We start from the raw sequence: 26,384 nt of genomic DNA, 5'->3' as shown, positions 1-26,384 counted from the left end.
ATCCATTCTCCTTACAAAATGACATTCATATCCCCGAATTCATGCCATTTATAGTTTTTTGCCAGGGCCGTTTGATAGGCATTACGCAATTTGTTTTCTGATATGAACGCCTTTAAGAGATTCAAATGACTCGCTTCGGGTTCGTGCAGCCCAGTAATGAGGCCGTCTACGATTTGAAGGGGTGTATCGCCGGTTATATACAGATTGGTAACACCTTCAGCAGGCTGCAGCTGCCCGTGCTGCGTCATGACCGTCTCAAGGGCCCGTACAACCGTCGTGCCCACTGCAATGACCCTTTTCCCCCGATTCTTTGCGTGGAGGATCTCGTTCACCGCTTCAGGACTCACCCGATAGTCTTCGGGATGGTGCTCTGGCATCGGCCAGCGGTCATTCCCATAGTAACTCAAGCCTGCGTGGAGCTGGATGAACACAATGCCCACCCCTTTTTCCTTTAAGGCTTGTAATAACCTCCATGTAAAAGCCCTTCCGGCAGAGGCCATTTCAACGGATCCGGGTACCGATCCATAAACATTCTGGTAATAATCCAGGGGCCAAGGCTCCGTGATGTATTCATAACGGATGGGCTCGCCGTATTTGAAAATGAAGTCCATCAGTTCACTGCCACCCTTGTTGAACTCCAGCTGTACAAGGGGGCTTTCACTTCCTTGACCCTTTATGCGCCCTGATACACCTCCTGGAAAATCAATCGGTTCCCCCGCTTGATGGAAATCTCCAAGGATGAGGGCATCCCACGTGTTACCGCCTCGTTTCCTGGAAAGGCGAACGAGGACATTCCGGTGTCCCTGCTTCCCTTTGAGTGAAGCGGGAAGGGTCCTGCTGTTATTCAAAACAAGCACATCCCCCTCATTTAAAAATTCAGGAAGGTTTTTAAATACAGTATGCTCACACTTGCCGTTCTCACGGTCCAGCACCATCAGCTTTACGTCATCCCTTTCAAGCCCCTGAAGCTCGATGGGTGTCGTTGCGTTCAAACGTGAAGGGATTTGAAAGGAACGTTCATTCATGCCTCCTCCCTCGCTTTCCCCTGATACCCCTGTGCTTCAAATCTTTGACCATTTTCCATTGACGAAGCATCAGAAGCGAGGTAAAGAAAGACATCCAGGTGATCGTGTGGATTTGCAAGGGGATAATCACATTCGGGTACCGCCTTGTTGTGCATATCTGTGTCCATCTCACCCGGATCCACCATGTTCACCCTTACACCTGTCCCGTCCAGCTCGTCAGCCCATGTCTGGGTCAGTCCCTCCACCGCGAATTTTGAAATACCATACGCTCCCCATTCCCCGAAGCCTGTTCTGCCCGCTTCTGAAGTTAGATTTATGATGGACCCCGTACCCCTGCTGATCATACCGGGGAGAACCCGCTTCGTTACTAAAAATGGGTTCAACGTGTTGATTCTGAGTACCTCCATAAACTCTTCCTCAGGATAGTCTGCCAACAGGCGTGGACCCGGTCCAAACACAGAAGCATTATTTATCAGAACATCAACGCTCCCCCACACTTCCTCTGTTACCGACACGAAGCGATCTACATCCCTGGCATTCGAAACATCTGCCTCTACTGCCACCACTTCAGCTCCCAATACTCTCAGTTCTTCCTCAACTTCCTTTAGTGGACCGGCGTTTCTTGCACAGATGGCCACCTTGGATCCTTCTTCAGCGAACTTCACGGCCAAAGCCTTCCCCAGTCCTTTTGAAGCACCCGTTATCATGACGACCTTATGTTTGAACATATTCCATACCCCTTTCATTTCTCTTGTTATTCAAATTGTATGAAATCATCAAAGGCAAAAAATCGTCTATTCGGGGTTGAACCTTATAGAAAATTAGATGTAGCACACTCTCAGTCTTTTGATGTATCTCAATAAAAAACACGAACATTAATACTGGAAATCTGTTTTATATTCGTGTTACAATGAGTTTGAAGATAATAGAGCAGTGACTGGCGAAAATGTGGAATCAACCACAAGGGAGCTGCAAATTTTACAAAACATGAGCCATTAGCCGTTCGCCTGGGCAAAAGGCAAGGGGATACCCTTGTCTTTTTTTACTATAATCAGGAGGGATTGCAGTGGAACCACTAGTATTAGACGGTAGACTTGTTGCATCTGAAATTAAGGAAAGCCTGAAATCAAGAGTAGCTGGACTAAAGGAGAAGGGAATCACTCCATGTCTTGCAACAGTGCTCGTCGGAGATGATCCATCTTCTGCTACGTACGTCAAGATGAAGGGAAATGCCTGTGCGAAGATCGGAATGGAATCAAGACGCATCCACCTTCCTAAAGAAACGACAACAGAAGAACTGCTTGACGTGATCAAGGAGCTGAATGATGACTCTTCCGTACATGGAATCCTCTTACAGCACCCCGTTCCTCATCATATCGACGAACGTGCCGCCTTTGAAGCGATTTCCATTGATAAGGATGTGGACGGGGTCACGAGCCTTGGCTTCGGTCAAAATTCATTGGGGTTCGGTGAATATCCATCCTGCACCCCGGCAGCCATCATGAGCATCATCGATTACTACGGAGTCTCCCTTGAAGGGAAACACGCCGTCGTGGTTGGACGGAGTCCGATCCTGGGTAAACCCGTTTCCATGATGTTATTGAACCGGAACGCGACCGTGACGACATGTCATTCCTATACGGAAAATCTTCCTGACCTTCTGGGTACTGCCGACATTGTCGTGGCAGCTGTAGGCAAACCGAACTTCATTCAAGGGGAATGGGTAAAAGAAGGTGCTGTCGTGCTTGATGCCGGCTACAATGAGGGGAACGTCGGAGACATCGATTATGAAGCATGCTATGAAAAGGCCAGTGCCATCACACCTGTTCCAGGCGGAGTCGGTCCTGTCACGATTTCCATGCTATTAAAACAAACGGTTGATTCTGCAGAGAAAGATGATCGTGTGCTGCAGAATTCATAATAAACGATCCTTTAAGAGACCGACAGATCCGGTCTCTTTTTTTCTTCATTCTTACTTATTTTTTCTTCAAATCGGGAGAGAATGGTAAGGAATAGAAAGCTAAAGGAGCGTTCATATGGATACCCATCAACAAAATGCATTCTCCAAAACACCGGAACCCTACTGGAGAGAAACGACTAAACTCCCCGTATTTAAAAAGCTGGATCAAAATCTGAAAGTGGACGTGACCGTTGTCGGAGGTGGGATAGCAGGGATCACCACTGCTTACCTGTTGGCAAAAGGCGGGAAGAAGGTTGCCCTCATAGAGGCCGATCACGTATTGAACGGCACGACAGGTCATACAACCGCTAAAATTTCGGCACAGCACGGGTTGATTTATGATGAACTCATCCAGCATTTCGGGGAAGAGTTCGCAAGGAAATATTATCTGTCCCAAACAAAGTCTATCCAGTTCATCAAGGACACGATTAATAACGAAAACATCGACTGTCATTTTTCAGAAGAAGACGCCTATGTGTATGCAACATCAGACCACTATGCAGGGAAGATCGAAAAGGAATATGAGGCGTATCAGAAGCTGGATATTTCCGGAGAGCTCGCAGAGGACATCCCCCTCGACCTGGACATCAAAAAAGCGGTGGTGATGAAAAAGCAGGCTCAATTTCATCCATTGAAATATTTAAAAGCCTTGATTGATTCTTATACGGGGTTTGGCGGCCAAATCTATGAAGGAACGGCTGCCAAGACCATCAATGAAGGAGATAGCACGCAGGTTGTCACCTCTGACGGTTATCATCTCGATAGTGAATATGTCGTCATCTGCTCACACTTCCCCTTTTATGATGGCATGGGATTCTATTTTACGAAAATGCACGCAGAACGCTCGTACATCATCGGGGTGAAAGCGAAGAAGGATTATCCGGGAGGCATGTTTATCAGCGCAGACGTTCCCACTCGTTCCCTCCGTTATGAAGTGGATGAAAACGGGGAAAAACTCATCCTGATCGGCGGAGATAAACATAAGACGGGGCAAGGAAAAGATACGATGGGCCACTACAGGGCACTGGAGGAATTTGGAGAAGAGGTTGTCGGTGTAGAGGAAATAAGGTATCGCTGGTCTGCACAGGACTTGATCACACTTGATAAAGTGCCTTATATCGGAAAGCTGACGGAAAAGCACCCCTCGATCTTTGTCGCAACAGGCTTTAATAAGTGGGGAATGACTTCCGGTACTTTAGCCGGCCAGATTCTTTCTGACCAGATCTTAGGAAATCATCACATTTATGCAGACATATACTCACCTTCGAGGTTTGTCGCTGACCCAAGTATCAAGCATTTTTTCAAGGAGAATCTCAATGTAGCCGGCGAGCTCATTAAAGGAAAACTCCAAATCCCTTCTAAAAAGCCCGAGGACCTTGAGAAAGGGGAAGGCGATGTCGTCAATTTGAACGGGCGAAGATGTGGAGGATTCCGGGATGAAACCGGAAAACTGCATGTGGTGGACACAACATGTACCCATCTCGGCTGCGAAACCGAGTGGAATCACGGAGACCACACCTGGGACTGCCCTTGTCACGGCTCACGCTTCTCCATTGACGGAGACGTCATCGAAGGCCCTGCCAAGAAGCCCCTCACAAGATTTGAAGTAAGCGATGGAGGGACGGACCTCTAGAGCATATGAGGTTTTTTGTCGAATATAGCCTGGGAAATAAACTGAAAAACCAAGGTGTCTGACATATTTTGTCGCATGATACAGAAGAATATTTCCTGCGTAACTCCTTAAACTATAGATGCTTGACTATTTAGGGAGGGATTCTGAATGGGGCGCACGAAAAAAGGAAACCGCAACGCTCAAAGCAACACGAATGCTAAAAAAGGAAATCGCACAAGTTCCGAATTAGTCGAATTTACAACCGGGCAGGAAAATGCCAAGAAAAACCGTCCACAAAAGTAAAACTGTCATAAATATAGAACAACCGGAAGCAATCGCCTGCTTCCGGTTGTTCTTTTTTGTAAGGAGGAATCCCCCCCACAATCCCGAATTAATAATGGAGAATATGATTGGGAGGAATATGAAATGAAGGAACATATGCTGTTTCAACAAATGGAGTTCATTCGGATGCGCACACTCGCTGCACTGGACGCCACTACCGAACAACAGGCGGATGAAGTGCCTGAAGGGTTTAAAAATTCGATCCGGTGGAATCTGGGGCATGTACTGTTATCCCAGGAAAACCTGTTATTCTCTTTTGTCGGAGAAAATGAACTTAAATCTCTTCCGCCTGAATATGAAAAGCTGTTCGGCTTTCATACCAGCCCCCATACCTGGAACGGTCTCACTCCCCCTGCACTTAGTGAGCTTCGGAAGAAATTGGAGGACCAGCCCCGCCGGATGAAAGAGGCATTCTCGGGTCGCTTGGATGAATTGGGAGAAAAACCGTTTGTCCTTGGTGAACATACCACGTTTACAACGTTAGCCGAAGTCCTCTCCTTTACGAATTGGCATGAGGGACTGCATCAAGGAACCATCACGGCCATCAAGCGGGTACAAGGCATAGAAAATCTTTGGGAAAAGGCTGAAGAGAAAGTAGAAAGATAAAAGGGCATGTCGGCATACTCGGCCGGCATGTTTTTATTTACTATGAAACAGTAACAGAAAATCACCGTATCCTTCCTCTTCAAGCTTTTCTTTAGGAATAAACTTCAACGCTGCAGAGTTGATACAGTAGCGAAGTCCTTTGGGACCCGGTCCATCCGGAAAGACATGGCCCAGATGGGAATCCGCTTCCCTGCTCCTCACTTCCACCCGGGTAGAGCGATGGGAGAGATCGTATCGTTCGCTGACGCTTGCATCCATGACCGGCTTTGTAAAGCTTGGCCATCCACAGCCACTGTCATACTGGTCTTTCGACGTGAAGAGGGGTTCCCCTGACACGATATCCACGTATATTCCTTCTCTCGTGTTATCCCAGAACTCATTTTCATATGGTGGCTCCGTCCCATTTTCCTGGGTGACGAAATATTGCATCTCTGTTAGCCGACCTTTAAGATACGATCGTTCCCTTGGCCAATATTTCTTCAGGAAATCTTCCCTGCTGCGTTTGTAAAGCGCATATCGGAAAGCGTTTTTCTTGTGGAAATCCTGATGATAGTCTTCCGCAGGATAAAACTCCCTGGCGGGGAGGATTTCGGTCACAATAGGGTCTGCAAACCGCCCACTCTTCTCCAATTCTCTTTTAGAGTCCAAGGCAAGCTTTTTTTGGTTCTCATTGTGATAAAAGATCGCGGTCCGATAGGAGCTTCCCCGATCTTTGAATTGTCCTTCAGCATCGGTTGGGTCGATTTGTCTCCAGTAAAAATCCAGGAGTTTCTCATACGAAAATAAGGCAGGATCAAATAGGATCTGCACTGCTTCATAATGACCGGTTTCGCCTGAGATCACTTCTTTATAGGTGGGATCAGGCGTCTGCCCTCCAGTATAGCCGGAGATGATCTCTGCGATTCCTTCCTGATTCTCAAAGGGTTCCACCATACACCAGAAACAACCTCCCGCAAACGTCGCCTTTTCCATTTCACCATCTCCTTCGTTTCACGTGAAACATTGCTGTCATTCACCCTTCAAAGTACAGGTGGTAATGGGTCTGACATCCGGGATTAAAAGCGGACTGACAATGGGGGCAGACCGATTGGCAATTCATATATTGTAAAATCGTTAACTCGTTATGGCATTCTCCACACAGAATCGCTTTCGTATTCCACTCTTCCGGCGACCAGAGAATGGGATCATGATCCGCCACTTCTTCGTGACATGAGTGGCAAGGATAATAGGTGTTACAGCATTTGAATTTAATGGCGATGATATCCTTTGGTGTTCGATAATGCTTACATTTTGTTTTAGAATCCACTTCTACGCCGGATACCGGAATCAGCTTTTCAGTCATGATCTTCCTCCCCAATCAGTATGTAGTAGTCTTCTATATTCAGGTCTTGTATTCCTCTCAAAAAAGAAAGGAAACCAGTCTGATGATCTACCTGTACTATACAATGAATTTAAACGGAAAGGGAGTGGGAAGATTTTTGAAGTCCTCCGGAAACGGCGAGAAAAGGAAAAGCTGATCTTCTTATGTCTTTCACGACGTAAGAAGATCAGCCTATTGATTCTAGCTCTTATGCTCAAGTATTCCATTAAGATCACTATAGACAAAATCGGGTTTTACACCCAGCTCATCCATCACCTTATCCTGGCGATTGATCCATGCCGTATGGAATCCAAAGTTCGCAGCTCCAGCAATATCCCATGGGTTAGAGGACATAAACAGGACTTCCTCCCTTTTGACACCAAGTTTTTTCAGGACAAGCTGATAGGCCATCGGAGTTGGTTTGAATTGCTTCACCTCATCCACCGTTAACACTTCATCCAGTAAGGATCCAAACGAAGACTGTTCAACCAGCGGCGAAAGCATATCCAGGGAACCATTGGAGAAAATCGCGGTTTGATGAGATGTTAATTCTCCCAGAACACTCTCCACTTCTTCATAATGAGTTAATTCAAGATAGGCATCCAATAACACCTTCTCTTTTTCATCCGTAAGATCGACCCCGACTTGCACACACGCGTAATGAAGGGCATCTTTCGTAATGGAGAAAAAGGTCGTATACGTTCCCATCAGCTGACGCAGGAAGCTGTACTCCAATTGTTTCTGCCGCCAAACCTGACTGATTTCCTCCCCTTTATGAGGAAAAAATTCATTGCACTTTTCAATGACGGAATGAACATCGAATAACGTTCCATAGGCATCGAACACAAAAGCTTTTATATTGAGATTTGACATACTCACACTCCTCAAGGATTCTTCTTATATAATAGACGATTTCCCGGAATGTAAACTCCCACGCGCAACTTTCTTCTGCAGATATGGATTCCCCTTCTGACATTAGGGGTATAGTAAGAAAAAAACCGTAGAACAGGGGAATTCATTTGAAGAAAAAGAAAAAGTGGTATGAGAAGAAAAAATGGTGGATTTGGGGAACCATCATACTGATTCTGACAGTGGTGATGATTTACAACCGCATCAAGCCATTACCACCGGGAATCTCCTACGCAAGCGATACATATACCATACCGGAGGGTGACGTAGAATTCTTATACGACCTCACCTATCAGAAGGATGGAAAAGAACGATATGATCAATCGATCTTTGATGAGGTGTATCAAACCATCGAAGAAGCAGATGATTTTCTCATTTTGGACTTATTCTTAGTAAATGGCTATACAAAGGGTGACCGTGATTACCCCAAGATCAGTGAAACATTATCAAGGAAGATTCAAGAACAAATGAAAAAGAAGCCAGACCTGAAAGTGGTCTTTATCAGTGACGTCGTCAATACGACATACGGATCACATCAGGCGAAACAAATTGAACCATTGGAAAAGCTTGGAGCTGAAGTCGTCTTTACAGATTTGAACCGACTCAGAGATCCAAACCTCATCTATTCCGGTGTATGGAGAACCGCTTTAGGATGGTTCGGGCAGGATGGCTACGGCTGGCTGCCTAACCCGATGGCCCCTTCCGCCCCGAAGGTCACGATGAGATCCTATTTGAAACTATTGAACGTGAAGGCCAACCATCGAAAAGTCGTCATCACGGAGGACTCCGGGCTCATCCTTTCCGCCAATCCCCATGACGCCAGCGGCTTTCACTCGAATATCGCTTTTAAGGTGAAAGGAGACATCATCAAAGATATGGTCAAAGCTGAAAAAGCCGTAGCGGATTTTTCAGGTGGGAATCTTGATGCTTTCCCTTCAGAAGAGAAGGTTAATGATTCGGTCAAAGCCTTACCTCCCGGTGAAACCTCTGTCAACGCACAGATCCTGACGGAAAGGGAAATTCAAAAGGGCGTGGTAAAGGCACTGAATGATGCCAAAAAAGGCGATGAGGCCTGGATTGGGATGTTCTACCTCGCTGACCGGGACATCATCGACGCGATTGAGGACGCGGCAGAACGTAAAGTTGACATCCGGTTAGTGCTGGACCCGAACCAGAACGCCTTTGGTCAAGAAAAAATCGGACTTCCGAACCTGCCCATTGCAGCCGAGCTCTATAAGCTGGAGAACGAACATATCACCATCAGATGGTATAACACGAATAAAGAGCAGTATCACACGAAATTTATTTATGTAAAAGGGAAAAAGCAAAGTACCGTAATCGGGGGATCCGGCAATTATACATCCCGAAACCTGGATGATTATAACCTGGAAGAAAACCTGAAACTGACGGCCCCGTCAGACAGCAAAACCATGACGGAAGTCGAAGATTATTTCGACCGGATTTGGAATAACAAAAACGGGACATACACCGTTGACTATGAAAAATATCAGGATAAGTTACCTGCTGTAAAGTATGTCATGTATATCCTGCAGAAAATTTTTCAAGTTACAACATATTAGGTTTTGACATTTGAAAAAAGGGGAAATTACTTTATAACAACACAAAAACATTACATGGAGGTAAGAAAAGATGGGTATTATTTTGTACTTAATTGTTGGTGGAATCATCGGTTGGTTAGCTGGTCTAATTTTAGGTAAAAACGTTCCTGGTGGAATCATCGGAAACATCATTGCAGGTATCATCGGTGCTTGGATCGGTGGGGAACTTCTTGGAAGCTTCGGACCGTCCCTTGCAGGAATCGCTATTATCCCGGCATTACTTGGAGCGATCATCTTTGTATTCCTATTAAGCCTACTTCTAAGAGGAATGAGAAGAACGTCTCATTAAGAATACTGAAACCCCTGGAAATCCAGGGGTTTTTTATTTGTGCTGAATGACATAAAAAAACAGCCCATGCAGGCTGCTCTCTTAATACGTCATCGATTTCTTATGTCTTCTTTTATTTCGATACTTCTTATAAATCGGGTAAATGATAGGTCCCCATTTGATCAGTCTTCCAATTAAACGTTTCATGAAGGTAACCTCCTTTGTATAGTATTCTTTACCCGAATATAGGGAAAGAAAACATATGCTAGAATGAAGGGAATACGATTGATTAGATAAAACATTGCAAAATAAATTGAAATAAGGAGCCACTATGAATATTCTGATTGCACCCGATTCTTTTAAAGGCAGTTTAAGCTCTCTCGAGGTTGGAATCATTATGGAAAAAGCTTTTCTGGATGAATCTTCAAGCTTTCAAACGAACGTCATACCCATGGCCGATGGTGGGGAAGGAACGCTTGAAACCTTGATTTACGCTACGGGAGGAAAGAAAGTAAAAACAATCGCAACCGGACCCTTAGGTGTGAAAATCCCTACTGAGTACGGTGTGTTAGGGGATCAAAAGACGGCTGTCATTGAAATAGCGTCCATTGCAGGTTTACCCATGGTTCCACCAGAAAAACGAAATCCCTTCCACACGACGTCAAGGGGCATCGGAGAAGTCATCATATCAGCGGTTGAAAGTGGCTTTCGAGACTTCATTATTGCCCTTGGGGGGAGCTCTACTAATGATGGGGGATTCGGTATGCTCCAATCACTCGGGGTTACCTTCTTAGATGAAAAGGGCATTGCTGTCGGGTCCTTTGGGAATAATCTCGGATCCATTTCCAAAGTCAATTGGAGTACCCTTCACTCCGCAATGAGAGAGTGTACCTTTCGCATTGCATCAGACGTTGAAAACCCTCTATGTGGGGAAACTGGCGCCTCTACTGTATTCGGTCCCCAAAAAGGCGCCACGACAGAACAGGTGAAAATCCTTGATCAACAGCTCTTTCACTTCAGCCGGTTGCTTCAAATCGAAAAAGGGATCAATTTTCGGGACGCAATAGGTGCCGGAGCAGCAGGAGGACTGGGGTTTGCCTTTTTGCATTTGGATGGAATCATTGAATCCGGAGCAAAGCTGGTTGCCGAAGCATCCAACCTTACTTCTGCCATTCAGGAGGCTGATTGGATTCTTACCGGTGAAGGACAGAGCGATAGTCAAACATTGTTTGGTAAACTCCCTTCCTATATTGCGACGATTGCAAATCAGCTTCACGTTCCCATATCCCTTGTTTCAGGGGCCTTAGGAGAAGGGTATCAACATTTATTCAAAGACTTTACAAGCTGTCATTCCATTGCAATTGGACCCATGAATCTGCACGATTGCATCCGTCGGGCTGAAGAACTTCTTTATCACGAAACAAGGAACCTCGCACGAATTCTACACGTCACTAACAGTTAGAAGAGAACCCTCAACTGTTCGAGCCACCTCTTGAGAAGATACTTGTCGAAAGAAGTCACTTCCTCCCCGGGAAATAATCCCTTGTCGAGGGATTTAACATACAAAAAAGCAGCCAGGACCGGCTGCTTTTTGTATTATTTACTACTTTTCGATTCTGATATCTTTCCTAAGAAGAATCCATCGATTTCATTTAGTTTCCCACGCCACATGATTTTCCCTTTTGAAGGGGTCGGTTTGCTGTCGCCACAATACACCTTTGCGTTCTTCAGGTGAATAAAGTGGGCTTCAGGACTTTGGTTTTCTTCTACAGATTCTCCGGCTTTGGCAAGCTCCTCACTCAGCTTCTGAGCTACGTCACTGCCATCCTCAAAGGTTTCACTCAATGAATCGAAGTATTCCTTTGCGGAGACGAGGGTGCCTGTCACGACAGCTCCCTTGACGTTTAACGTGATGTCTAATGAAAAATCATGCTTGTTTGATGCCTGTACAAAAAATTCTAAGATGCTATCCTTTCCTGTACCTGATTCTACACTCATTTTCACATCTCCTTTATCGTTAAGCTACAGTATCATCTTCGGTAGAAAGTGTTGTATCTTCGTCTTGATCTTTGTCTTGATCTGCGTCTTTATCATCATCTTTTTTTGCGGATTTCTTACTTTTAGCTGAAGATTTGCGAGTAGAACGCTTCTTTCCCTTTGAACCAGATTTGCCGTTGGATTTCTTCTTGCTGGAAGCTTCTTCTTCATCTTCGCTATCATCTTCGTCTTCTGTGTTTTCATCTTCATCGGTATCTTCATCTTCATCGTCGTCTTCCTCTTCATCAGACGCTTCTTCTTTAGACTTTTTAGAAGATTTCTTACTTGAAGAAGTTTCTTCTTTTTCTTCTTCATCCTCGTCTTCGTCTTCCTCTTCATCGCTCTCATCTTCACGTGCTGCGGCAATTTGATTCATCTTCTCCTCTAATTGCTGCAGGCGGTTCTGAAGCTCTTCATTTTCCTGTTTAAGAGCGTCATAGTCCTGGTTCGACTCTTCTTCCTGGCTGTTTGTTTCCGTTGAATTTACGGCCGTTTCCGTGTCTTCAGAAGCCTCTTCCTCTTTATCACGCTTAAACAGGTTGGCTGTTGACGATTTTAACGAGACAGCGGCTTTTCTGGATCTTTCTTTTGCCGCTTTCCCGAAGTCCAGGCTTTTGCTTTTGATTTTCTCCTGATCAATACGGTCCAGCAGTTTCTTTCCGTTTTCAGGTGTTGCCAGATATCCTACCGTTGCTCCCAATAGACTCCCGGCTACAGTTCTCTTGATTGGGCCGCTTCTTCTTGTTTTGTTCTCATTTGTTGAATTCTTTTCTGTTGAATTCTTTTCCTGTCCTTGATTCTCAATTGTTGTGTTTTGCGTATTATTTTTTTCTGCCATCGGTAAAACCTCCAATTAGTTTGTTGTTTCCGCCGTATTAAGACGGTTTGTATCCAGTTTCTTTTCAAGTGATTCCAGGCGTTCCTGTAATTTCTTATTTTCCTCTTCCAGTGCCCTCGTGTTGTTATCTGCGGCTTTGGAACTCAGATAGGGATCATTTTCCCACCAGTCCATGCCTATTTCTTTTGCTTTATCTACAGAAGCAACGATTAAGCGGATCTTTATCGTAAGCAGCTCGACATCGGCGATTCCCACCGTAATATCTCCTGCAACAACAACTCCTTTATCTAAAATCTTTTCTAATACATCCACGATTGTGTTGGATTGTACCGGATGCTCCATACCCATCATGTAACCTCCCTAAATGGCATTACATTAAGCTCCCTAAAGGACCAAGATCTATATTCAAGTCTTCTGCATCAAGACCAAATACCTCTTTCAACTCTTCCATTTTTTCTTCTAAGTTCATTAGGGCAATGCCCAGATTCTCCACTTGTTCATCCGTTAACGTACCGCCTTCGACACGGCGCATGGCATGCCTTTCGACGATTTGCCTTAATAGTTCTACAACGGTCAATACAAGCTGTGCCAGTCCTTGTTCTGCTTTTTCCGGGTCGAAATTAATTCGCCCATTTGTCCCGCTGGCCTGTTGCATAAATCAATCCCTCCCTTTCTTGATCGAATTGTTCGGACGTTACCGTTTTACGCGTTCCCTGTTTATGCTGAACCAATGTTTCTACTGAGGAAATCAGCACTCGCAAATCCAGATACACAAGGTCGACCCCGGCAATGGATATAATCAAATCTCCCTTGATCGCCACACCTTTATCGAGAATGACATCTAAAATATCAATTAGGGCTATATCTTTGTTCTCGATTGATTCTCTGACTGTCATATTTCTCATTCCTTATTTTATGATTAAGAAAAACTAGAAAAATGATAAGGTGGCCAAGGGCCGGAAGCTTCAATTTTCCAACCTGCGTGTCCCAGTTCTTCTTCGTATTGCTTTATTTCTTCAACAAATTCATCTACTTTGGATGCAGGAAGGAGAAATACACTATTCCAAGCCATATGTTCCTGTCGGCCCGTTACATCCTTACTCCAATTTTTTTTGATATTCCCATGCAGGGAGTGTTCTTTCAGCTTTTCATGAACCTCTTCACAAAGGCGGTTCTTTTCATTTTCAAGTTCCCGATCAATCAGCTGATCGATTTTTTTCTTTTCAAAGAACTGCCTCCCCTTTGGTAATTCGCTGATTTCTTTCCTTTTGGCTTCGATGGATGGATTGCTTTTACTTACTTGATCTTTCAGCAGCTTATCGTCACAGTAGATCTTGACGTTCCACTCTTCGTTGCCATCAAGCTGTTCAAAGGTCGTTTCCAGCTTGTTTCGATTGCCTTCTATCGTGGACTTGAGGCTATCTTCGTTTTTGTATAATGTACAGAACTTCAAAGGGACGATGGTATATAACTTTGAAACCATCAATACCGTTTCGTGATGATGGAACGCCTTTTCCTGAAGCCAGTCCATGTCATTATCGACTTTGTCTTTGATTGTCTCTTCAGAGTATTCATTTGATGGCAAATCACAAACAATGGCTGTCACGTCACCGATTTCTATCGTGTACAGTTCACTTTCTCCATCGAAGCCTTTCATGGAAGGCAGGTTTTCTTTATTTGCTTCTTTTGTCGGAATCAAGCCGTATAAATAAAGTAAATCGCTCATCTGATCACCCTTGTTTCTTTTTCGTTAATTCTTCCCATTGTTCCATTTCCATCTGTTTCGCGATTTCATACCTTGTTAAGAGCTCATCTTCTTTTTCCTGGAATGCTTCCTCAGGAATTTCTCCTAATTCATACATCATTTGAAGCTGAATCAATTTTTGCTGAATGGTAGGAAGGTCGTACAATTCTTTGTCTGCTTCTTCTTTGATTTTTTCAGCGACTTTTATGACCATATTAATTGGTGCACTCACCAATTTATGAATCATCAGCCTTCCTCAACCTTCAAGCGTATGTTGACAAAGTTGTATGCCGGCCAAGGGCCGCTGTAATTAAATTCGACCTTATCCTTCCATTTTTCATGTGCTTCATTGACTTTTTGATCAAACGACTCTTCCTGATCCCGGTCAATTAAGAAAGAAGCGTTAAGAAGCATTTTCTCACTTGAAGGTTCGTTGGCCTTTGCCGATACTGCCGATTCCTCAAGCGGTGCATAAACTTCTTCCTTAATTTCACTTTGCAGGGAAGCAAATAGCTTCTGAGCCATTCCGCCAAGCTGAATACGGTCATAATACGCTGCCGATTCTGATTTCCCTTTAACGGCTGTGGCCATTTTTTCTACTTGAGGGTTATCCTTTACCATGGCTTCAAGCCATTCCTTTTTACCGATAACCTTCAAGCCCAGCTCGATTTTCCCCTTAATAGCCGGGAAAAGGGTTTCGAACTGCGGATAAAGGTTTTCAAGCAGGGCCTCAACATCGTCTGTCGACTTAAAGACATTCCCAAAGCTGATCGGGATGACTGTATCCTTTTGTTCCATCACCCTGGCTACAGCTCCTTGGTGCATCAGTAAATTCTGCTTCTTCGGATGATAAATTTTCATGGGTACTTCTGCCGCTACCATCGCTGCGTCCTTATATCTGATCGTGAACGTCTCGCGTTCTTCGCCTTCTATTTCAATCGAGCCAAATTGATCGTCTTCATTGGTTTGTATAGCACAAAAAATATAAATTCCCATTTCTTCCTGACTCATCATAAAACTCTCCTTTATTCCTCAGATACCTTCATTCGTTTACATGCATCTATGATTAATTGTTCTGCTTTTTCTTGTGGGTTTTCTTCGTCGATACATCGACTTATACTATGTCCTGCTATATCAATACATAGACGTTGAAAATCTGTATCCTTACCGTCTATGGGAATGTCTGATTCAATGGCAAGTCGTGCAATCATTAAGGAAGCACGCAAGCTCGGTCCGTTCATGTCGTTTGTACATTGATCGCGTAATGTTGAGATGAGTGTAGTGATCGCTCTTGCTTCACTCATCACCAGGTTAGCTTTTTCTGATACGATCTTCGCCTCTTGTTCTGGTCCCTTGTAATCTACGTTAATGGTGATCAACCGATCCAACAGAGCATCCTGTGTTTGATAAACCCCTGCATACTCTGCAGGATTACTAGTAAATATGATGGCAAATTCCGGATGTACTCTAATAAAAGGCTCTGTCAACTTCGAACCGTATAAAGGAATGATTCCTTCCTCCAAAATGGATAGAAAAATATTATTCGTCGTCGGCTGTGATCGTGTAAATTCATCATATACAAGGGTATAACCATTCTTGACGGCTTCCAGTAAACGTCCGTCTCTCCATGTCTCTGTGACACTTTCGTCCTTTTTATAAACGGATCGTACGTATTGATCAACGACCTTTTTACTTGTATAACCCGTAAAATCACCGATTAAGTCTTTATTATTCAGTTCGTGATTACCGTGCATGAGCATCACCGGTCTTTTTCTCTTTTTCGCCAACGCGAGGGCAAGAGATGTTTTTCCGGCACCGGAAGGACCCGTGAAATGCACAGGATATCCAGCTTTAAGGTATTGCAATGAGCGCGAAAGCAATTCTTTCGTTTCATCGTCTTGTATTAATGCCCTGCTATCCTTTTTGATCCGTTTTGTTAAGACCGTCACGTACAATTCCCTCCTACTCGCTCAGGACACTACATTTCCTGTCCAATGGCACTTCTGTAACGGATATCCCGTCGCTTAAAAGACGTGACTTCCTTTTCTTTATTAAGGAGAACATCATATGTTCCAAGCATTTCGTCTTTCGCATATTTCTTCATGTATTCCTTCTCTTCAATTACTTCCACTTGCAGTTTCCAGCCTTCGTCTTCTGTCAATTCCACTGACGTGATCTTATGGACCGGAGCTACATGTTCATTGAAGAAATCCGTTACACTATTCATGATTTCTTTGATTACCATAGCTGCCTCCTACTTTGGATGAAGGGGAGGGTGCCAATAATGGCCCCCTTCATACACATTTTCTTTTACTGGCACTCCATTTAGATGCTGAACTGGGAGCTTCTTTCGTTTTGCTGTGTAGCGAGTCCGTTTTCTTCGACGTCATCCCGTAAGAGACCGACTGCCTCTGCATAACGCAACCATGTATCGACGCTGGCGATGACGACCCTTGCTTCAACGGTCAAAATTTCAATTCCAACGACAGATACTCTTGCAAATGCGTCAATGACGATCCCTTTGTCAAGAATACGGTCGATGACTTCTGCTAAACTTGAACTGTTATTACTCTTTTGAATAGCCAATTGTTATTCTCCTTCCAGTGTTTATGAACAGATTGTCTTAATGTCTTTTGATGATTTAATGTTTTCCGAACTTTTGATTTCAGTGGAACTTTTTATATTAAAGGAACTCTTGATGTCACTAGCTCCCTTGATATTTCCCACGCCTTTGATTTTTGTTTGTTTGTCATTCGATGAAGAGACTTTCTTTTGAAACTCTTCTCCGGCTTCTTTTGCGTTGCCTAACTTTTCCCGTACGGAAAGCAGGACATCCTGGACTTTTTCTTTTGCTTCTTCTGCTTTGGTATGGACATTATCGGCATTTTTCTCTTTAGCCTTCTCTAATTTCTCTGAAGCTTCGTTGGCCTTTGATTGAATGCCATCTTCCACACCGTTCACAAATGTTTCTTTCGCTTTCTCTTTCAGAGTATCTTTCACTTTCTCTTTTACGGGCTCTGGAGCATGGTCGTATGCTTTCTTAGCCATCTTCCCTACTGCTTTTTTTACAGGCTTACTCATGTAATGCCCCCTTCAGGGATGCGCTTATTTCTTGGAATCCACCAGGCTGTTCAGCATTTCTTCGATACGTTCTAAACGCTCATTCAAATTCTTGTTTTCTTCTTTGATCTCTTCTAATTCTCCTGATTGATCGGAAGATACTTGATTGTTTTCAGCGTTGGCCGAGTTCTCTGACGCCTCTTCTTTTTTCTTTTTTGGTGACAACAAGCCACCTTCGAGCCTGCTCATATATCCGGTTGCGGATTGTCTAAGGGTGATGATGGCCTGCTCTGTCAGGAATTCCTGAGCTGACCTTCGCAATTCTTTACTTGCAGCTTTCATCACTTCCGATTTCCCTAAACTGTCCACTACTTTCTTTCCTGTACCCGGGTTTGTAAGTAATCCGAGACCCGCTCCGACTACTCCACCGATAATCGCGTAATTCATTGATTGTCTGTTTTCAACTGTTTGTTCTTCATTGCCTTCTGTGTTTTTCGTTTCTTCGACTTGTTGACTGCTTTTTGCTTCTGCCATATTCATCCTCTTTTCTACAAAAAATAGTAAAACTATATGTTACTCACTTGTTTAAATGCTAAATGCTGTTCCTCTTTCATTTTCCTGCTTCGCCAAGCCCTCTTCCTGAACATCGTCTCTTAAGAGCCCAACCGCCTCTGCGTATCGTAACCATGTATCTACACTTGCAATGACGACTCTTGCTTCTATAGTAAGAATTTCAATTCCTACTAAGGAAACTCTGGCAAATGCATCAATGACTATTCCTTTATCCAGGATTCTATCAATTACTTCTGCGAGACTTGAGCTATCATTACTTTTTTGAATACTCATCGAATCTCTCCTCTTAATTGGTGTAGCCAATGACTGTGTGCAAAAAATTTTATTCTGTTTAGTCGGTGTTTACCTCGATTTCCGCCCCGGCTAAACCATGCAGTGGGAATTATTTGAAGTAAACTGCCATTTTTTATACATGTTTTACACCGTTTGTAACAGGCTGTAATAATTTTTTCTTAGAGGGATATGCATTTGGAGATTTTTTGTGGAAAAAATAATTCAAATAAGACAAATCGGTTACAGTTTCCAACTATAATAGGTGGTTGAATTCAGTGGGAAAATATGCTCTGAAGGGAGAGGGGATATAGAACCAAAAAGAACCTGAAGCTATAGGCCAAATAGCCTCTCTTCAGGTTCTGATTATTTATTCATTTGGGCGAGGAAGTCGCCTAATAGATCTTCCATCGACTCTTCTTTAGGCTCTTCATTGACGGTTTCCTTAGGTTTCATGGCACTGTCCCAGTCAAAGTTGTCCAGTTCTTCATCTATTGAGTACGAACGCTCATCCACTGCTTCTTCGGGTGAATCATCCATCACGTGGTCAAGGGACCATTCCCGTGAGGTATCGTGACTTGCTGCCGATTCTTCCTGAAGATAAAGCGCTTCATCAATATCCAATGAGTTACTACTTAATGAAGCTAGAAGGGAGGCAGTTCGCACCGGGTTTGAAAGCAGCTGGTACACGATGCTCCCTAGCAGAGCTTCTGAGTGTTCATGCTTCAGCCAGTCACGCTGGGACTTGTCCAATCCCTTCGGAAGGGGGATTGTAATCGCTTCCCGCCTCTTTGCAATCGAATCATTTACCCCGTTCAGGACAAGCTCTGCAATCTTACTGGAGAAATTTCGTTTTTCTTTTTCCTTGAGCTTTTGTAAATGTTTTAAAACATGGTCAGGTGTATCTGAAGGGAGCCGAAATGTAATCGGCTGTCCCCTCGACATCCCTTTTTCAGTCATACCATCACCCTATTTGGTTTTCGCTAATTTTTGTTCTTCTTTCGGGGCTTGTTGCTTTTGTGTTTTTCTTGTGAAGTCGGCAATCAGCTTGTAGTAAGCGTTGGCCATCATCCAGATACTTTCCTTCTCATCTTCAAAGAAGTCGATATTGTATCCATCAAGGTTATTGTTAAGCGTCTTGATGTACTCTTTAAGGACGCTTGATCCGCCACCGATGAAGTAACAGATTTCCGTCTGGGAGTTCTTTTGCCACATATTACGCAGGTGACGGTATTGCTTTTTAGCCAGTTCAAGCATAATGCGGTCCACGATATCATGAACGCTTGTACGACTACCTTTAACCATAATATGATTGCGGTCATTTTTCTTCGTGATGATTTCGACTACATCACGGCGGCTGTCAAGCTCAATACCATGTCTTGAACGGATTTCCTCACGGATTAATTCAAGTGATTCAGACACACCCAGGTTAAACCCTTGAGCTTTATCGTCGTCTACTTTACGATCTTTGATGACCGCGATATCTGTTGATAGTCCACCGATGTCCTGAATCAAGATGCGCTTATCAATCAAATCTTTGTTGATGATATTAGAATTATTATCCATCACAAGGTTGATGAAAGCAGCAAATCCTTCTGGATAAACCTTCACTTCCTCAAATTTAATATTTACTTTGATGCCTTGATAGCGTGGAGTGACAAGGAACTCGACCTGGTGAACCGAACCTAATAATCTTGAACGGTATCCAACATCTTTCCCTTCCTTTACCTCACGCAGGGGAAGACCTGTTCCCAGCGTGTAATTTGCTTCGATTACATTATTATTCTTTTTAAAATCTGATCCATTACGAGCTGCATCCAGAGCGATTGAAGCAAACAGCATGACCAATGTTTGATCTTCTTCTGATTTACTGCTGCCCGGATCCAGTTCAGTCGAGTTATTGCTCTTTGTCGCAAGATTACCGACACGATAAATTGCATTATTGTCTTTCAGGGCAGGGGAGTGGACACGGATATGTATGCCGTCTAGTGGGTCTTGTGTATCCAGCTCCTCAATACCGATGATAGGACGGTCTTCAACATCCCTTGCAATGACGTTCGGAATATTCACCTCAGCGTCCATTTTCCCAAAAATACCTTTTAAAGAATCATTACCAACATCAATGGCTGCAATGCGAGAATTCGTCATTAAAAAATCATCCTTTCGTTCATGAGTAAGAATTTGTCAAAACATTTCAACTCTTACTCTCAGAGTATACAATTTCCCGCCTCCGGTCAATCCTACTTTTCTATCGATTATGGTAAGTGAGAGTCCACTGGTTTGTACACATTTTTGTATCGTTGTATACACTAATTGTACACATACCTTAACGACAACATGTGTACACGATTGTGTACATGTATACTTTTTTGTATACATTTGTGTACGTTTTTGTTTACATGTATACAAATTTGTAAACTTAATGATTTTTACATATTTTTACTCCAAATCATGCTCTTTCTACTACATTACGAAACTAGAAAACTACCTTTTTATTACATTTTAAGTAGATGAAAATTGAGGATTGAAATAAGAAGGCATGTGAAACGTTGATCCGGAAAATGGAGACGAAGAAAAATGTGAATGGAAGAATGTATGTATTTAAAATGAATCAGTCGTTTAACGACTCGATAGAAGGATAAAAAAGAGACACCGGCATTTTCACACGCCGATGTCTTTTCAGAAATGAAACGATTTATTGTGCCGTATACCCACCGTCGATGACGACCGCTTGTCCCGTTACACTCTTTGCTTGATCACTGGACAGGAACATTGCGTAATCGGCAATTTCACTGACATCGAGCAAGCGTTTTTGAGGAACTAAAGGATAGATGACTTCTTCCAGTACTTTTTCTAAAGGAACGTTTCGCGTAGTCGCAATATCCTTTAATTGTCCTCTTACGAGTGGTGTATCAACATAACCTGGGCAAATGGAATTTACCGTAATGCCGAATGGAGCCGACTCCAGAGCCGCCACTTTCGTCAATCCGATCACGCCGTGTTTCGCACTGTTGTAGGCAGCTTTTCCAGCAAAGCCCACTAAACCATTGATGGAAGAGACATTAATGATACGGCCAAACTTCTGTTCTTTCATGATTGGCAAAACATGCTTGATGGTGATGAAAGGTGCGGTAAGCATGATTTTGATCATGAGCTCGAATTTGGCTGTCGGAAATTCTTCAATCGGAGAGACATGTTGTAATCCGGCATTATTCACCAATACATCGATGCGTCCATATTGTTTATGGGCTGTGTCGATCATATTCTTGATATCTTCTTCACTCGTTACGTCAGCTTTAAGACCAATGGCTTCATATCCGAGACCTCTAAGTTTATCAGCAGCAGCTTTAACTCCCTCTTCGTTCAAATCTGTCAGTACCACTTTACTTCCTTTTTCAGCATAGGATTTACCTAACTCAAAGCCGATGCCGCTTGCTGAACCCGTAATTAAAACCACTTTATTTTCTACCATGTCAAAACACTCCTTTAATTTTATATTAGTCCTATACTTGCCATGATGATTCCAGCTATGACTGCAATGGTAGGGATCACTAGACCCACAATAAACACATCTTTATAACAATCTTTATGCGTTACATTCGTAACCGCCAAGAGCGTCAATAACGCTCCGTTATGAGGCAGGATCGATGCCCCGGAAGCAATGGAAGCCATGCGATGGAATGCTTCCGGACTGATTCCCGTTGATTGAGACAGTTGGTAATAGGTATCGCCCAGTGCCTGCATGGCAATCCCCATCCCCCCGGAAGCAGAACCTGTTATCATCGCAAGGATCTGCACGATCAATGACTCAGATATCAAGGGATTTGACGAAATTCCCAATACTAAATCCGTAATGCGATCAAAATCCGGTACGCTCGTGACGACTGCCCCGAACCCGACGGCCGCACTGGTGTTGATGATGGCCATCACAGAGCCCTTTGCCCCTTCATTGATGGAAGTGATAAACTTCTTATACCTGCTCACATTGATTAGGAGAATCATTACAATCCCTGCCAGTAAAGAAGGGATGGCGTCCAACTTGATACCGTTCAATAAAACGACAACCAAGAGTAATGGCAGCAAGGAGACAACCCAATTGGGTAAAGCCTGTTGCTCTTCATTGGACCCTGCCCCTGTTTGGCTGATTTCTTTAAATGTATCCCCGTTAGCAGCCATCTTCTTCTGTCTGCCTACGAGCCACAAGTATCCCCCGACAGCCATGATGAGTGACGAGACGACGCCCATCCATGAACCTGCCATCGGTGACGTATGGAACGTCTTCATCGGGATCAAATTCTGTATTTGCGGTGTTCCCGGGACAGCCGTCATGGTGAACGTAAATGCCCCCAGCACGATCGTCGGTGCAATCAGCTTCCTTGAGATATCCGCATTTCTGAATAATGCCAGAGCGATGGGATAGATGGCGAACACCACGACGAAGAGACTCACGCCTCCATAAGTCAGTACGGCCGAAGCGACCAGCACCCCAAGAATGGCCCGCTTCTCCCCGATCATTTTTGTGATTTGATAAGCGACAGATTTTGCTGCTCCTGTATCCTCCATCAACTTTCCAAAAACGGCTCCCAGTAAGAAAATCGGAAACCACTGCTTGGCAAAATTCACGAATCCCGACATATACGTATCGGTATACGTATCCATCAGATCCATACCGCTCATGAGTGCCACAGCGCCTGCGACAATCGGTGCAATCCATATAATGGACCATCCAAGATAAGCAAAGACCATCAACAAAATCAGGCCTATTAAAATACTAAACAACTTCTTTCCACCCTTCTAAAGAAAACAAAAAGAGAGGACACGATTTCGCACCACTCTTCCAACGTTTAAACAGTAAATTTTTTTGACGTAAGAAATTTTACTCTTCTCCTATAAATAAGTAAAATGAATTAAAACTATACTTATCATGCAATAAAGTTATAGATTGAAAAGGAGAGAAACCATTGGATATCCGACAGCTTACCTACTTCAGTGAAGTGGCCAAATTCAAAAGTTTTACAAAGGCTTCAAATGTTCTTCACCTATCCCAGCCCACCCTCAGTAAGATGGTACGGAGCCTGGAAGATGAACTGGAGATGGAGCTGATTGACCGGTCCTCCCGTCAAATCGAACTGACTGAAGCGGGAGAAATCGTTTATGAACAGGGACAGGTCATCCTGGAATCCCTTGATCACTTATCAACTCATTTGTATGACTTAATGAACTTAAAGAAAGGGAAAATCAAAATCGGGATCCCGCCGTTGATTGGGTTTTTATTTTTCCCAACCATCATAAAGGAATTTAAAACATTATATCCGGACATCCACATACAGCTGAACGAATATGGTGCCAATAAAGTGGAGGAAGAAGTGAGGGATGGGATGTTGGACCTCGGTGTGGTCGTCTTACCGATGGATGAGGAGCAGTTTGATGTCGTCCCCTTCGTTTCCGAGAAACATATGCTATTTGTCCACCACTCTCACCCACTGGCGGAAAAAGATTCGGTGGAAATGAACGAATTACATGAAGAGGACTTCATCCTCTTCAGTGAAGACTTCGCCCTCCATGACAAAATCATTGAGGAATGCAGAAAAGCGGGATTTTATCCTAAGGTCGCCTATGAGAGTTCACAGTGGGATTTCATAGGAGAAATGATCGGACAAAATCTTGGCATTTCCATCTTCCCTCAATCCATTTCTAAAAAAGTGGACCAGGAAGTCGTTAAATCGATTCCCATCGTAAATCCGGTCGTTCCCTGGAACTTGGGGATCATCACGAAAAAAGGACGATACGAATCGTTTGCGGTTCGCGAATTCAAGAAAATGCTGCATGATCGATAAAACCCATAACTTTTTTGCATACATTTTATAAATTATATGTATTTTACGCATATATACTTACGGCGTTATAGTATTCCTGTAGCAACTTAGACAGGAGGAATGGAACATGAATCAAGACAGATATCAAAACGGGTTGGATAAACTGATGGAATATACACTGACCGATAATAAAGAAATCTCCACTCATCTCAAAATCTCTGAAGCACTGGAAGATATCGCTCCCGATGTGGGAAAATACATCATCGAATTTGCCTATGGTGAAATATATTCCAGGAAAGGATTGACGAATAAGCAGCGCGCCCTCGTCACCATTTCCTCCCTTGTGACACAAGGAACGGAGCCTCAGCTTGAGCTCCATATCAACACGGGACTCACAGCAGGGCTGACGGAGGAAGAAATCGTCGAGAGCATCACTCATTTAATCCCTTATACCGGGTTCCCACGCGTTCTTAATGCATTAACGGTTGCGAAGAAGGTATTCGCTATCCGTTATGATGATAAACACTGATCTTAAAAAGAGACCTGAATGAAATCGTCAGGTCTCTTTTTGCTCAGATTGCTTTATTTAGCTCTTCACCTCTAATGCCTCCTTACACCTTAGTGTGATCGATTTGGCGTGTTTAAGGGCCTCCTGAGCCTTTATAAGGGGATATGTTCCTTCACTCAGATTCTTCCTTATCATTAATCACACGATCTGCCTTCACAAGTGGTCAAACTTGAACAGATAGATATTCCATAATTTAGTATAATGAAAAATAACATTCAATTAATCGAGGAGAAAATCGTATGAAACAACCTAACTCTTCTAATTATATTCTGCAGGCAAAGAGCGACAAGTTTCATTGGGAGGGGGTCGGACAATTGTCCATAAAGACTTTCACGAACGGAAAGGCCTTCTACAAAACAAGCAGAGGCTACTTCGGTGTGGAGGAAGGACGATATCTTCTGGTCAATGATGGTCCCTACACCATTACCATCGAGGAAGATCAGCAGGTGGAGTCATTTTGCATCTTCTTTAAGAAAGGGTTTGCCGAAGATATCTATCGCACGTTGGGAGATTCTCCCGATCAATTAATAACCGATCCTTTCAAACGTAGTCACTCCATTGAGTTTTTCGAAAAGACCTATGAAATCACCCCTTCAATCGCCAGGCAGATACAATTTACCCAAAGGCTTCATACATATCCGAAAGATAACTGGTGTGAAGAGCAGTATCATATCATTATGGAAAACCTATTAACCTCTCACTTTCACCATTTGAAAAGAACGGAATCAATTCATGCAGTAAAACACTCCACCCGGGAGGAAATCTACAGAAGAGTCACCATCGCTCACGAATATATCAGGGCATATTATCACCATGCCCTTACACTCAATGATATAGCCATGGTTGCATGTTTATCACAAAACCATTTGATCAGAACATACTCACAGCTTTATGGAAAAACCCCACATCGTCACATCTCGGAATTGCGAATTGAAAAAGCCAAAAAATTATTGAAGGATCCTGACCTTTCCATTACAGCTATCACCTTTGAGCTCGGCTTTCAAAACCCTGTGTCATTCTCTAAAATGTTCAAACAATTTGTGGGATGCTCACCGACTCTCTATCGAAAAAAAGTGATTTTGGAAAAGAATTAACTCCTTCAATCCACTACTATAAAGTGGAAACGAAAGGAGAGAAATGAAATGAGTATGATCCAAGGAATCAAACAAATCGGGGTCCCCGTGAAGGATTTAGACCGTGCCATCGAATTTTATCGTGAACAATTAGGCCATCCGCTCCTATTCACGACTGCCCATATGGCATTTTTTGATTGCAACGGCGTGAGGCTCCTCCTTACACTACCGGAAAATGAAAAGTACACCCATTGCTCGGTCATTTATTTTGATGTGGAAGATATCCAATCCAGCTACGAAAAAATGAAGGATAATGGTGTTCATTTTGTGGGTGAACCTCATGTGGTGGGAAAGATGGACGACATGGAGTCATGGATGGTGTTTTTTGAGGATACGGAGGGAAATACGCATACGTTGGTGAGTGAAGTTAGTAAAAAGGAAACGAATGAGGCTGGGACAAAAATGTTTTAATTAAAAGAAAATCCGAACGATCATTCGATTTTATTATCAAATCGAAATCGTTCGGATTTTTCATTATCCTTGCTAAACATACTTAGTGTATAAAGCAGATTCTAGCTGTTGATTGGAGTGCAAGACGAAGACTCCTACGGGAAAAGCGGAATAGGTGAGACCCCGCAGGAGCGTCAGCGACGAGGAGGCTCGCCTTCCGCCCGAGGAAAGCGAAGTCTTGCACGGAAATCAAC

34 protein-coding genes and 1 riboswitch are annotated in these 26,384 nt (G+C 43.5%); of the genes, 11 read left to right on the top strand and 23 right to left on the bottom strand.

The window, feature by feature from the left end; translation table 11 throughout:
- Positions 1–11 precede the first annotated feature (11 nt).
- Together V8G47_RS14630 and V8G47_RS14625 are read right to left on the bottom strand one after the other, a co-directional pair.
- Positions 12–1,025, bottom strand: a complete 1,014-nt coding sequence (locus V8G47_RS14630) for an S-adenosylmethionine:tRNA ribosyltransferase-isomerase (RefSeq protein WP_336200780.1) — start codon at positions 1,023–1,025, stop codon at positions 12–14.
- The gene (locus V8G47_RS14625; RefSeq protein ID WP_336200779.1) at positions 1,022–1,753 is read right to left on the bottom strand and encodes an SDR family NAD(P)-dependent oxidoreductase; all 732 of its coding nucleotides are present in this window, start codon (positions 1,751–1,753) and stop codon (positions 1,022–1,024) included. Before V8G47_RS14625 ends, V8G47_RS14630 begins: the two co-directional genes overlap by 4 nt.
- 195 nt (positions 1,754–1,948) lie before the next feature.
- A riboswitch (ZMP/ZTP riboswitch) is annotated at positions 1,949–2,045 on the top strand.
- Positions 2,046–2,091: 46 nt separating this feature from the next.
- Between V8G47_RS14625 and V8G47_RS14620 the strand changes: the two genes are divergently transcribed.
- The 4 genes from V8G47_RS14620 to V8G47_RS14605 all read left to right on the top strand — a co-directional run bounded on the left by V8G47_RS14620 (position 2,092) and on the right by V8G47_RS14605 (position 5,545).
- The gene (locus V8G47_RS14620) at positions 2,092–2,946 is read left to right on the top strand and encodes a bifunctional 5,10-methylenetetrahydrofolate dehydrogenase/5,10-methenyltetrahydrofolate cyclohydrolase (RefSeq protein ID WP_442970859.1); all 855 of its coding nucleotides are present in this window, start codon (positions 2,092–2,094) and stop codon (positions 2,944–2,946) included.
- Between the two features lie 115 nt (positions 2,947–3,061).
- The gene (locus V8G47_RS14615; RefSeq protein WP_336200778.1) at positions 3,062–4,618 is read left to right on the top strand and encodes an FAD-dependent oxidoreductase; all 1,557 of its coding nucleotides are present in this window, start codon (positions 3,062–3,064) and stop codon (positions 4,616–4,618) included.
- A gap of 147 nt (positions 4,619–4,765) precedes the next feature.
- Entirely contained in the window at positions 4,766–4,900 is a 135-nt protein-coding gene (locus V8G47_RS14610) for a hypothetical protein (RefSeq protein ID WP_336200777.1), read from the top strand.
- Positions 4,901–5,023: 123 nt separating this feature from the next.
- On the top strand, positions 5,024–5,545 hold the full coding sequence (locus tag V8G47_RS14605) for a DinB family protein (RefSeq protein WP_336200776.1): 522 nt from the start codon (positions 5,024–5,026) through the stop codon (positions 5,543–5,545).
- Between the two features lie 33 nt (positions 5,546–5,578).
- Here the strand turns inward: V8G47_RS14605 and msrA are convergent, their stop codons facing one another.
- From msrA to V8G47_RS14590, 3 genes are all read right to left on the bottom strand, one after another.
- Positions 5,579–6,517 carry a peptide-methionine (S)-S-oxide reductase MsrA gene (gene msrA, locus V8G47_RS14600; RefSeq protein ID WP_336200775.1) on the bottom strand — a complete coding sequence of 313 codons (939 nt, stop codon included), beginning with the start codon at positions 6,515–6,517 and terminating at the stop codon, positions 5,579–5,581.
- A 40-nt stretch (positions 6,518–6,557) separates the two neighbouring features.
- Entirely contained in the window at positions 6,558–6,887 is a 330-nt protein-coding gene (locus V8G47_RS14595; protein ID WP_336200774.1) for a CHY zinc finger protein, read from the bottom strand.
- A gap of 219 nt (positions 6,888–7,106) precedes the next feature.
- Positions 7,107–7,778 carry a haloacid dehalogenase type II gene (locus tag V8G47_RS14590; protein WP_336200773.1) on the bottom strand — a complete coding sequence of 224 codons (672 nt, stop codon included), beginning with the start codon at positions 7,776–7,778 and terminating at the stop codon, positions 7,107–7,109.
- A 146-nt stretch (positions 7,779–7,924) separates the two neighbouring features.
- Here V8G47_RS14590 and V8G47_RS14585 point away from each other — a divergent pair, with 146 nt between their 5' ends.
- The 3 genes from V8G47_RS14585 (at position 7,925) to V8G47_RS14575 (ending at position 11,163) form a co-directional block, all read left to right on the top strand.
- Positions 7,925–9,394: a phospholipase D family protein gene (locus tag V8G47_RS14585; RefSeq protein WP_336200772.1), complete on the top strand. Its 1,470-nt coding sequence runs from the start codon at positions 7,925–7,927 to the stop codon at positions 9,392–9,394.
- 70 nt (positions 9,395–9,464) lie between these two features.
- Complete coding sequence (locus V8G47_RS14580) at positions 9,465–9,722, top strand: GlsB/YeaQ/YmgE family stress response membrane protein (protein ID WP_034764945.1); 258 nt, start codon at positions 9,465–9,467, stop codon at positions 9,720–9,722.
- Positions 9,723–10,032: 310 nt separating this feature from the next.
- On the top strand, positions 10,033–11,163 hold the full coding sequence (locus V8G47_RS14575) for a glycerate kinase family protein (RefSeq protein WP_336200771.1): 1,131 nt from the start codon (positions 10,033–10,035) through the stop codon (positions 11,161–11,163).
- A gap of 134 nt (positions 11,164–11,297) precedes the next feature.
- On the opposite strand, the gene gvpU is transcribed toward V8G47_RS14575, so the two are convergent.
- From gvpU to V8G47_RS14485, 18 genes are all read right to left on the bottom strand, one after another.
- The gene (gene gvpU, locus V8G47_RS14570; RefSeq protein ID WP_034764933.1) at positions 11,298–11,699 is read right to left on the bottom strand and encodes a gas vesicle accessory protein GvpU; all 402 of its coding nucleotides are present in this window, start codon (positions 11,697–11,699) and stop codon (positions 11,298–11,300) included.
- A 19-nt stretch (positions 11,700–11,718) separates the two neighbouring features.
- Positions 11,719–12,576, bottom strand: a complete 858-nt coding sequence (gene gvpT / locus V8G47_RS14565) for a GvpT/GvpP family gas vesicle accessory protein (RefSeq protein WP_336200769.1) — start codon at positions 12,574–12,576, stop codon at positions 11,719–11,721.
- A 15-nt stretch (positions 12,577–12,591) separates the two neighbouring features.
- The gene (gene gvpJ, locus V8G47_RS14560) at positions 12,592–12,924 is read right to left on the bottom strand and encodes a gas vesicle protein (protein ID WP_034764928.1); all 333 of its coding nucleotides are present in this window, start codon (positions 12,922–12,924) and stop codon (positions 12,592–12,594) included.
- Between the two features lie 22 nt (positions 12,925–12,946).
- Complete coding sequence (locus tag V8G47_RS14555) at positions 12,947–13,231, bottom strand: gas vesicle protein K (RefSeq protein ID WP_034764925.1); 285 nt, start codon at positions 13,229–13,231, stop codon at positions 12,947–12,949.
- On the bottom strand, positions 13,197–13,472 hold the full coding sequence (locus V8G47_RS14550; RefSeq protein ID WP_336200767.1) for a gas vesicle protein: 276 nt from the start codon (positions 13,470–13,472) through the stop codon (positions 13,197–13,199). The genes V8G47_RS14555 and V8G47_RS14550 overlap by 35 nt, the downstream gene beginning before the upstream one ends.
- 23 nt (positions 13,473–13,495) lie before the next feature.
- Positions 13,496–14,302, bottom strand: coding sequence for a GvpL/GvpF family gas vesicle protein (locus V8G47_RS14545; RefSeq protein WP_261749227.1), 807 nt, complete (start codon positions 14,300–14,302; stop codon positions 13,496–13,498).
- A 4-nt stretch (positions 14,303–14,306) separates the two neighbouring features.
- Entirely contained in the window at positions 14,307–14,567 is a 261-nt protein-coding gene (locus tag V8G47_RS14540; protein ID WP_034764916.1) for a gas vesicle protein GvpG, read from the bottom strand.
- Entirely contained in the window at positions 14,567–15,334 is a 768-nt protein-coding gene (locus tag V8G47_RS14535) for a GvpL/GvpF family gas vesicle protein (RefSeq protein ID WP_442970858.1), read from the bottom strand. The genes V8G47_RS14540 and V8G47_RS14535 overlap by 1 nt, the downstream gene beginning before the upstream one ends.
- An 11-nt stretch (positions 15,335–15,345) precedes the next feature.
- The gene (gene gvpN / locus V8G47_RS14530; protein WP_336200765.1) at positions 15,346–16,269 is read right to left on the bottom strand and encodes a gas vesicle protein GvpN; all 924 of its coding nucleotides are present in this window, start codon (positions 16,267–16,269) and stop codon (positions 15,346–15,348) included.
- A gap of 29 nt (positions 16,270–16,298) precedes the next feature.
- Positions 16,299–16,565 (bottom strand): gas vesicle protein GvpO, encoded by a 267-nt coding sequence (gene gvpO / locus V8G47_RS14525; protein ID WP_034764910.1) that lies wholly within the window; start codon positions 16,563–16,565, stop codon positions 16,299–16,301.
- 80 nt (positions 16,566–16,645) lie between these two features.
- A complete protein-coding gene (gene gvpJ / locus V8G47_RS14520) occupies positions 16,646–16,906 on the bottom strand; it encodes a gas vesicle protein GvpJ (protein WP_034764908.1) in 261 nt (86 codons plus the stop codon).
- Positions 16,907–16,927: 21 nt separating this feature from the next.
- Entirely contained in the window at positions 16,928–17,401 is a 474-nt protein-coding gene (gvpQ, locus tag V8G47_RS14515; protein ID WP_336200764.1) for a gas vesicle protein GvpQ, read from the bottom strand.
- 24 nt (positions 17,402–17,425) lie between these two features.
- Entirely contained in the window at positions 17,426–17,914 is a 489-nt protein-coding gene (gene gvpT / locus V8G47_RS14510; RefSeq protein ID WP_336200763.1) for a GvpT/GvpP family gas vesicle accessory protein, read from the bottom strand.
- A gap of 51 nt (positions 17,915–17,965) precedes the next feature.
- Complete coding sequence (gene gvpA / locus V8G47_RS14505; protein WP_034764902.1) at positions 17,966–18,226, bottom strand: gas vesicle structural protein GvpA; 261 nt, start codon at positions 18,224–18,226, stop codon at positions 17,966–17,968.
- Positions 18,227–18,589: 363 nt separating this feature from the next.
- Positions 18,590–19,183, bottom strand: a complete 594-nt coding sequence (locus V8G47_RS14500) for a hypothetical protein (RefSeq protein WP_336200762.1) — start codon at positions 19,181–19,183, stop codon at positions 18,590–18,592.
- A 9-nt stretch (positions 19,184–19,192) separates the two neighbouring features.
- Positions 19,193–20,371, bottom strand: a complete 1,179-nt coding sequence (locus V8G47_RS14495; protein ID WP_336200761.1) for a ParM/StbA family protein — start codon at positions 20,369–20,371, stop codon at positions 19,193–19,195.
- Between the two features lie 547 nt (positions 20,372–20,918).
- Positions 20,919–21,695, bottom strand: a complete 777-nt coding sequence (locus V8G47_RS14490) for a 3-hydroxybutyrate dehydrogenase (RefSeq protein WP_336200760.1) — start codon at positions 21,693–21,695, stop codon at positions 20,919–20,921.
- A 20-nt stretch (positions 21,696–21,715) separates the two neighbouring features.
- Complete coding sequence (locus V8G47_RS14485; RefSeq protein WP_336200759.1) at positions 21,716–23,002, bottom strand: GntP family permease; 1,287 nt, start codon at positions 23,000–23,002, stop codon at positions 21,716–21,718.
- Positions 23,003–23,184: 182 nt separating this feature from the next.
- Here V8G47_RS14485 and V8G47_RS14480 point away from each other — a divergent pair, with 182 nt between their 5' ends.
- The 4 genes from V8G47_RS14480 to V8G47_RS14465 all read left to right on the top strand — a co-directional run bounded on the left by V8G47_RS14480 (position 23,185) and on the right by V8G47_RS14465 (position 26,151).
- Positions 23,185–24,060 (top strand): LysR family transcriptional regulator, encoded by an 876-nt coding sequence (locus tag V8G47_RS14480; protein WP_336200758.1) that lies wholly within the window; start codon positions 23,185–23,187, stop codon positions 24,058–24,060.
- A gap of 106 nt (positions 24,061–24,166) precedes the next feature.
- Positions 24,167–24,568: a carboxymuconolactone decarboxylase family protein gene (locus V8G47_RS14475; RefSeq protein ID WP_079532342.1), complete on the top strand. Its 402-nt coding sequence runs from the start codon at positions 24,167–24,169 to the stop codon at positions 24,566–24,568.
- A 278-nt stretch (positions 24,569–24,846) separates the two neighbouring features.
- Positions 24,847–25,701, top strand: coding sequence for a helix-turn-helix domain-containing protein (locus V8G47_RS14470; protein ID WP_336200757.1), 855 nt, complete (start codon positions 24,847–24,849; stop codon positions 25,699–25,701).
- A gap of 48 nt (positions 25,702–25,749) precedes the next feature.
- The gene (locus V8G47_RS14465; RefSeq protein ID WP_336200756.1) at positions 25,750–26,151 is read left to right on the top strand and encodes a VOC family protein; all 402 of its coding nucleotides are present in this window, start codon (positions 25,750–25,752) and stop codon (positions 26,149–26,151) included.
- The last annotated feature ends 233 nt before the right edge of the window (positions 26,152–26,384 follow it).

This window comes from Rossellomorea sp. LJF3, from assembly GCF_037046045.1.
Classification (GTDB): Bacteria; Bacillota; Bacilli; order Bacillales; family Bacillaceae_B; genus Rossellomorea.
This window is presented reverse-complemented; position numbering and strand designations above follow the sequence as displayed.

Bases quoted from the DNA above. Each gene is read 5' to 3' on its own strand.
- gvpT (WP_336200769.1), bottom strand. From the start codon at position 12,576: ATGGCAGAAAAAAATAATACGCAAAACACAACAATTGAGAATCAAGGA.
- V8G47_RS14555 (WP_034764925.1), bottom strand. From the start codon at position 13,231: ATGCAACAGGCCAGCGGGACAAATGGGCGAATTAATTTCGACCCGGAA.
- V8G47_RS14575 (WP_336200771.1), top strand. From the start codon at position 10,033: ATGAATATTCTGATTGCACCCGATTCTTTTAAAGGCAGTTTAAGCTCT.
- gvpU (WP_034764933.1), bottom strand. From the start codon at position 11,699: ATGAGTGTAGAATCAGGTACAGGAAAGGATAGCATCTTAGAATTTTTT.
- V8G47_RS14580 (WP_034764945.1), top strand. From the start codon at position 9,465: ATGGGTATTATTTTGTACTTAATTGTTGGTGGAATCATCGGTTGGTTA.
- V8G47_RS14595 (WP_336200774.1), bottom strand. From the start codon at position 6,887: ATGACTGAAAAGCTGATTCCGGTATCCGGCGTAGAAGTGGATTCTAAA.
- V8G47_RS14470 (WP_336200757.1), top strand. From the start codon at position 24,847: ATGAAACAACCTAACTCTTCTAATTATATTCTGCAGGCAAAGAGCGAC.
- V8G47_RS14625 (WP_336200779.1), bottom strand. From the start codon at position 1,753: ATGTTCAAACATAAGGTCGTCATGATAACGGGTGCTTCAAAAGGACTG.
- V8G47_RS14490 (WP_336200760.1), bottom strand. From the start codon at position 21,695: ATGGTAGAAAATAAAGTGGTTTTAATTACGGGTTCAGCAAGCGGCATC.
- V8G47_RS14605 (WP_336200776.1), top strand. From the start codon at position 5,024: ATGAAGGAACATATGCTGTTTCAACAAATGGAGTTCATTCGGATGCGC.
- gvpA (WP_034764902.1), bottom strand. From the start codon at position 18,226: ATGAGTATTCAAAAAAGTAATGATAGCTCAAGTCTCGCAGAAGTAATT.
- gvpJ (WP_034764928.1), bottom strand. From the start codon at position 12,924: ATGGGTATGGAGCATCCGGTACAATCCAACACAATCGTGGATGTATTA.
- V8G47_RS14475 (WP_079532342.1), top strand. From the start codon at position 24,167: ATGAATCAAGACAGATATCAAAACGGGTTGGATAAACTGATGGAATAT.
- V8G47_RS14535 (WP_442970858.1), bottom strand. From the start codon at position 15,334: ATGATGAGTCAGGAAGAAATGGGAATTTATATTTTTTGTGCTATACAA.
- msrA (WP_336200775.1), bottom strand. From the start codon at position 6,517: ATGGAAAAGGCGACGTTTGCGGGAGGTTGTTTCTGGTGTATGGTGGAA.
- gvpT (WP_336200763.1), bottom strand. From the start codon at position 17,914: ATGGCAGAAGCAAAAAGCAGTCAACAAGTCGAAGAAACGAAAAACACA.
- V8G47_RS14540 (WP_034764916.1), bottom strand. From the start codon at position 14,567: ATGATTCATAAATTGGTGAGTGCACCAATTAATATGGTCATAAAAGTC.
- V8G47_RS14590 (WP_336200773.1), bottom strand. From the start codon at position 7,778: ATGTCAAATCTCAATATAAAAGCTTTTGTGTTCGATGCCTATGGAACG.
- V8G47_RS14550 (WP_336200767.1), bottom strand. From the start codon at position 13,472: ATGACAGTCAGAGAATCAATCGAGAACAAAGATATAGCCCTAATTGAT.
- gvpO (WP_034764910.1), bottom strand. From the start codon at position 16,565: ATGGTAATCAAAGAAATCATGAATAGTGTAACGGATTTCTTCAATGAA.
- V8G47_RS14630 (WP_336200780.1), bottom strand. From the start codon at position 1,025: ATGAATGAACGTTCCTTTCAAATCCCTTCACGTTTGAACGCAACGACA.
- V8G47_RS14465 (WP_336200756.1), top strand. From the start codon at position 25,750: ATGAGTATGATCCAAGGAATCAAACAAATCGGGGTCCCCGTGAAGGAT.
- V8G47_RS14495 (WP_336200761.1), bottom strand. From the start codon at position 20,371: ATGACGAATTCTCGCATTGCAGCCATTGATGTTGGTAATGATTCTTTA.
- V8G47_RS14545 (WP_261749227.1), bottom strand. From the start codon at position 14,302: ATGAGCGATTTACTTTATTTATACGGCTTGATTCCGACAAAAGAAGCA.
- V8G47_RS14610 (WP_336200777.1), top strand. From the start codon at position 4,766: ATGGGGCGCACGAAAAAAGGAAACCGCAACGCTCAAAGCAACACGAAT.
- V8G47_RS14615 (WP_336200778.1), top strand. From the start codon at position 3,062: ATGGATACCCATCAACAAAATGCATTCTCCAAAACACCGGAACCCTAC.
- gvpQ (WP_336200764.1), bottom strand. From the start codon at position 17,401: ATGAGTAAGCCTGTAAAAAAAGCAGTAGGGAAGATGGCTAAGAAAGCA.
- V8G47_RS14500 (WP_336200762.1), bottom strand. From the start codon at position 19,183: ATGACTGAAAAAGGGATGTCGAGGGGACAGCCGATTACATTTCGGCTC.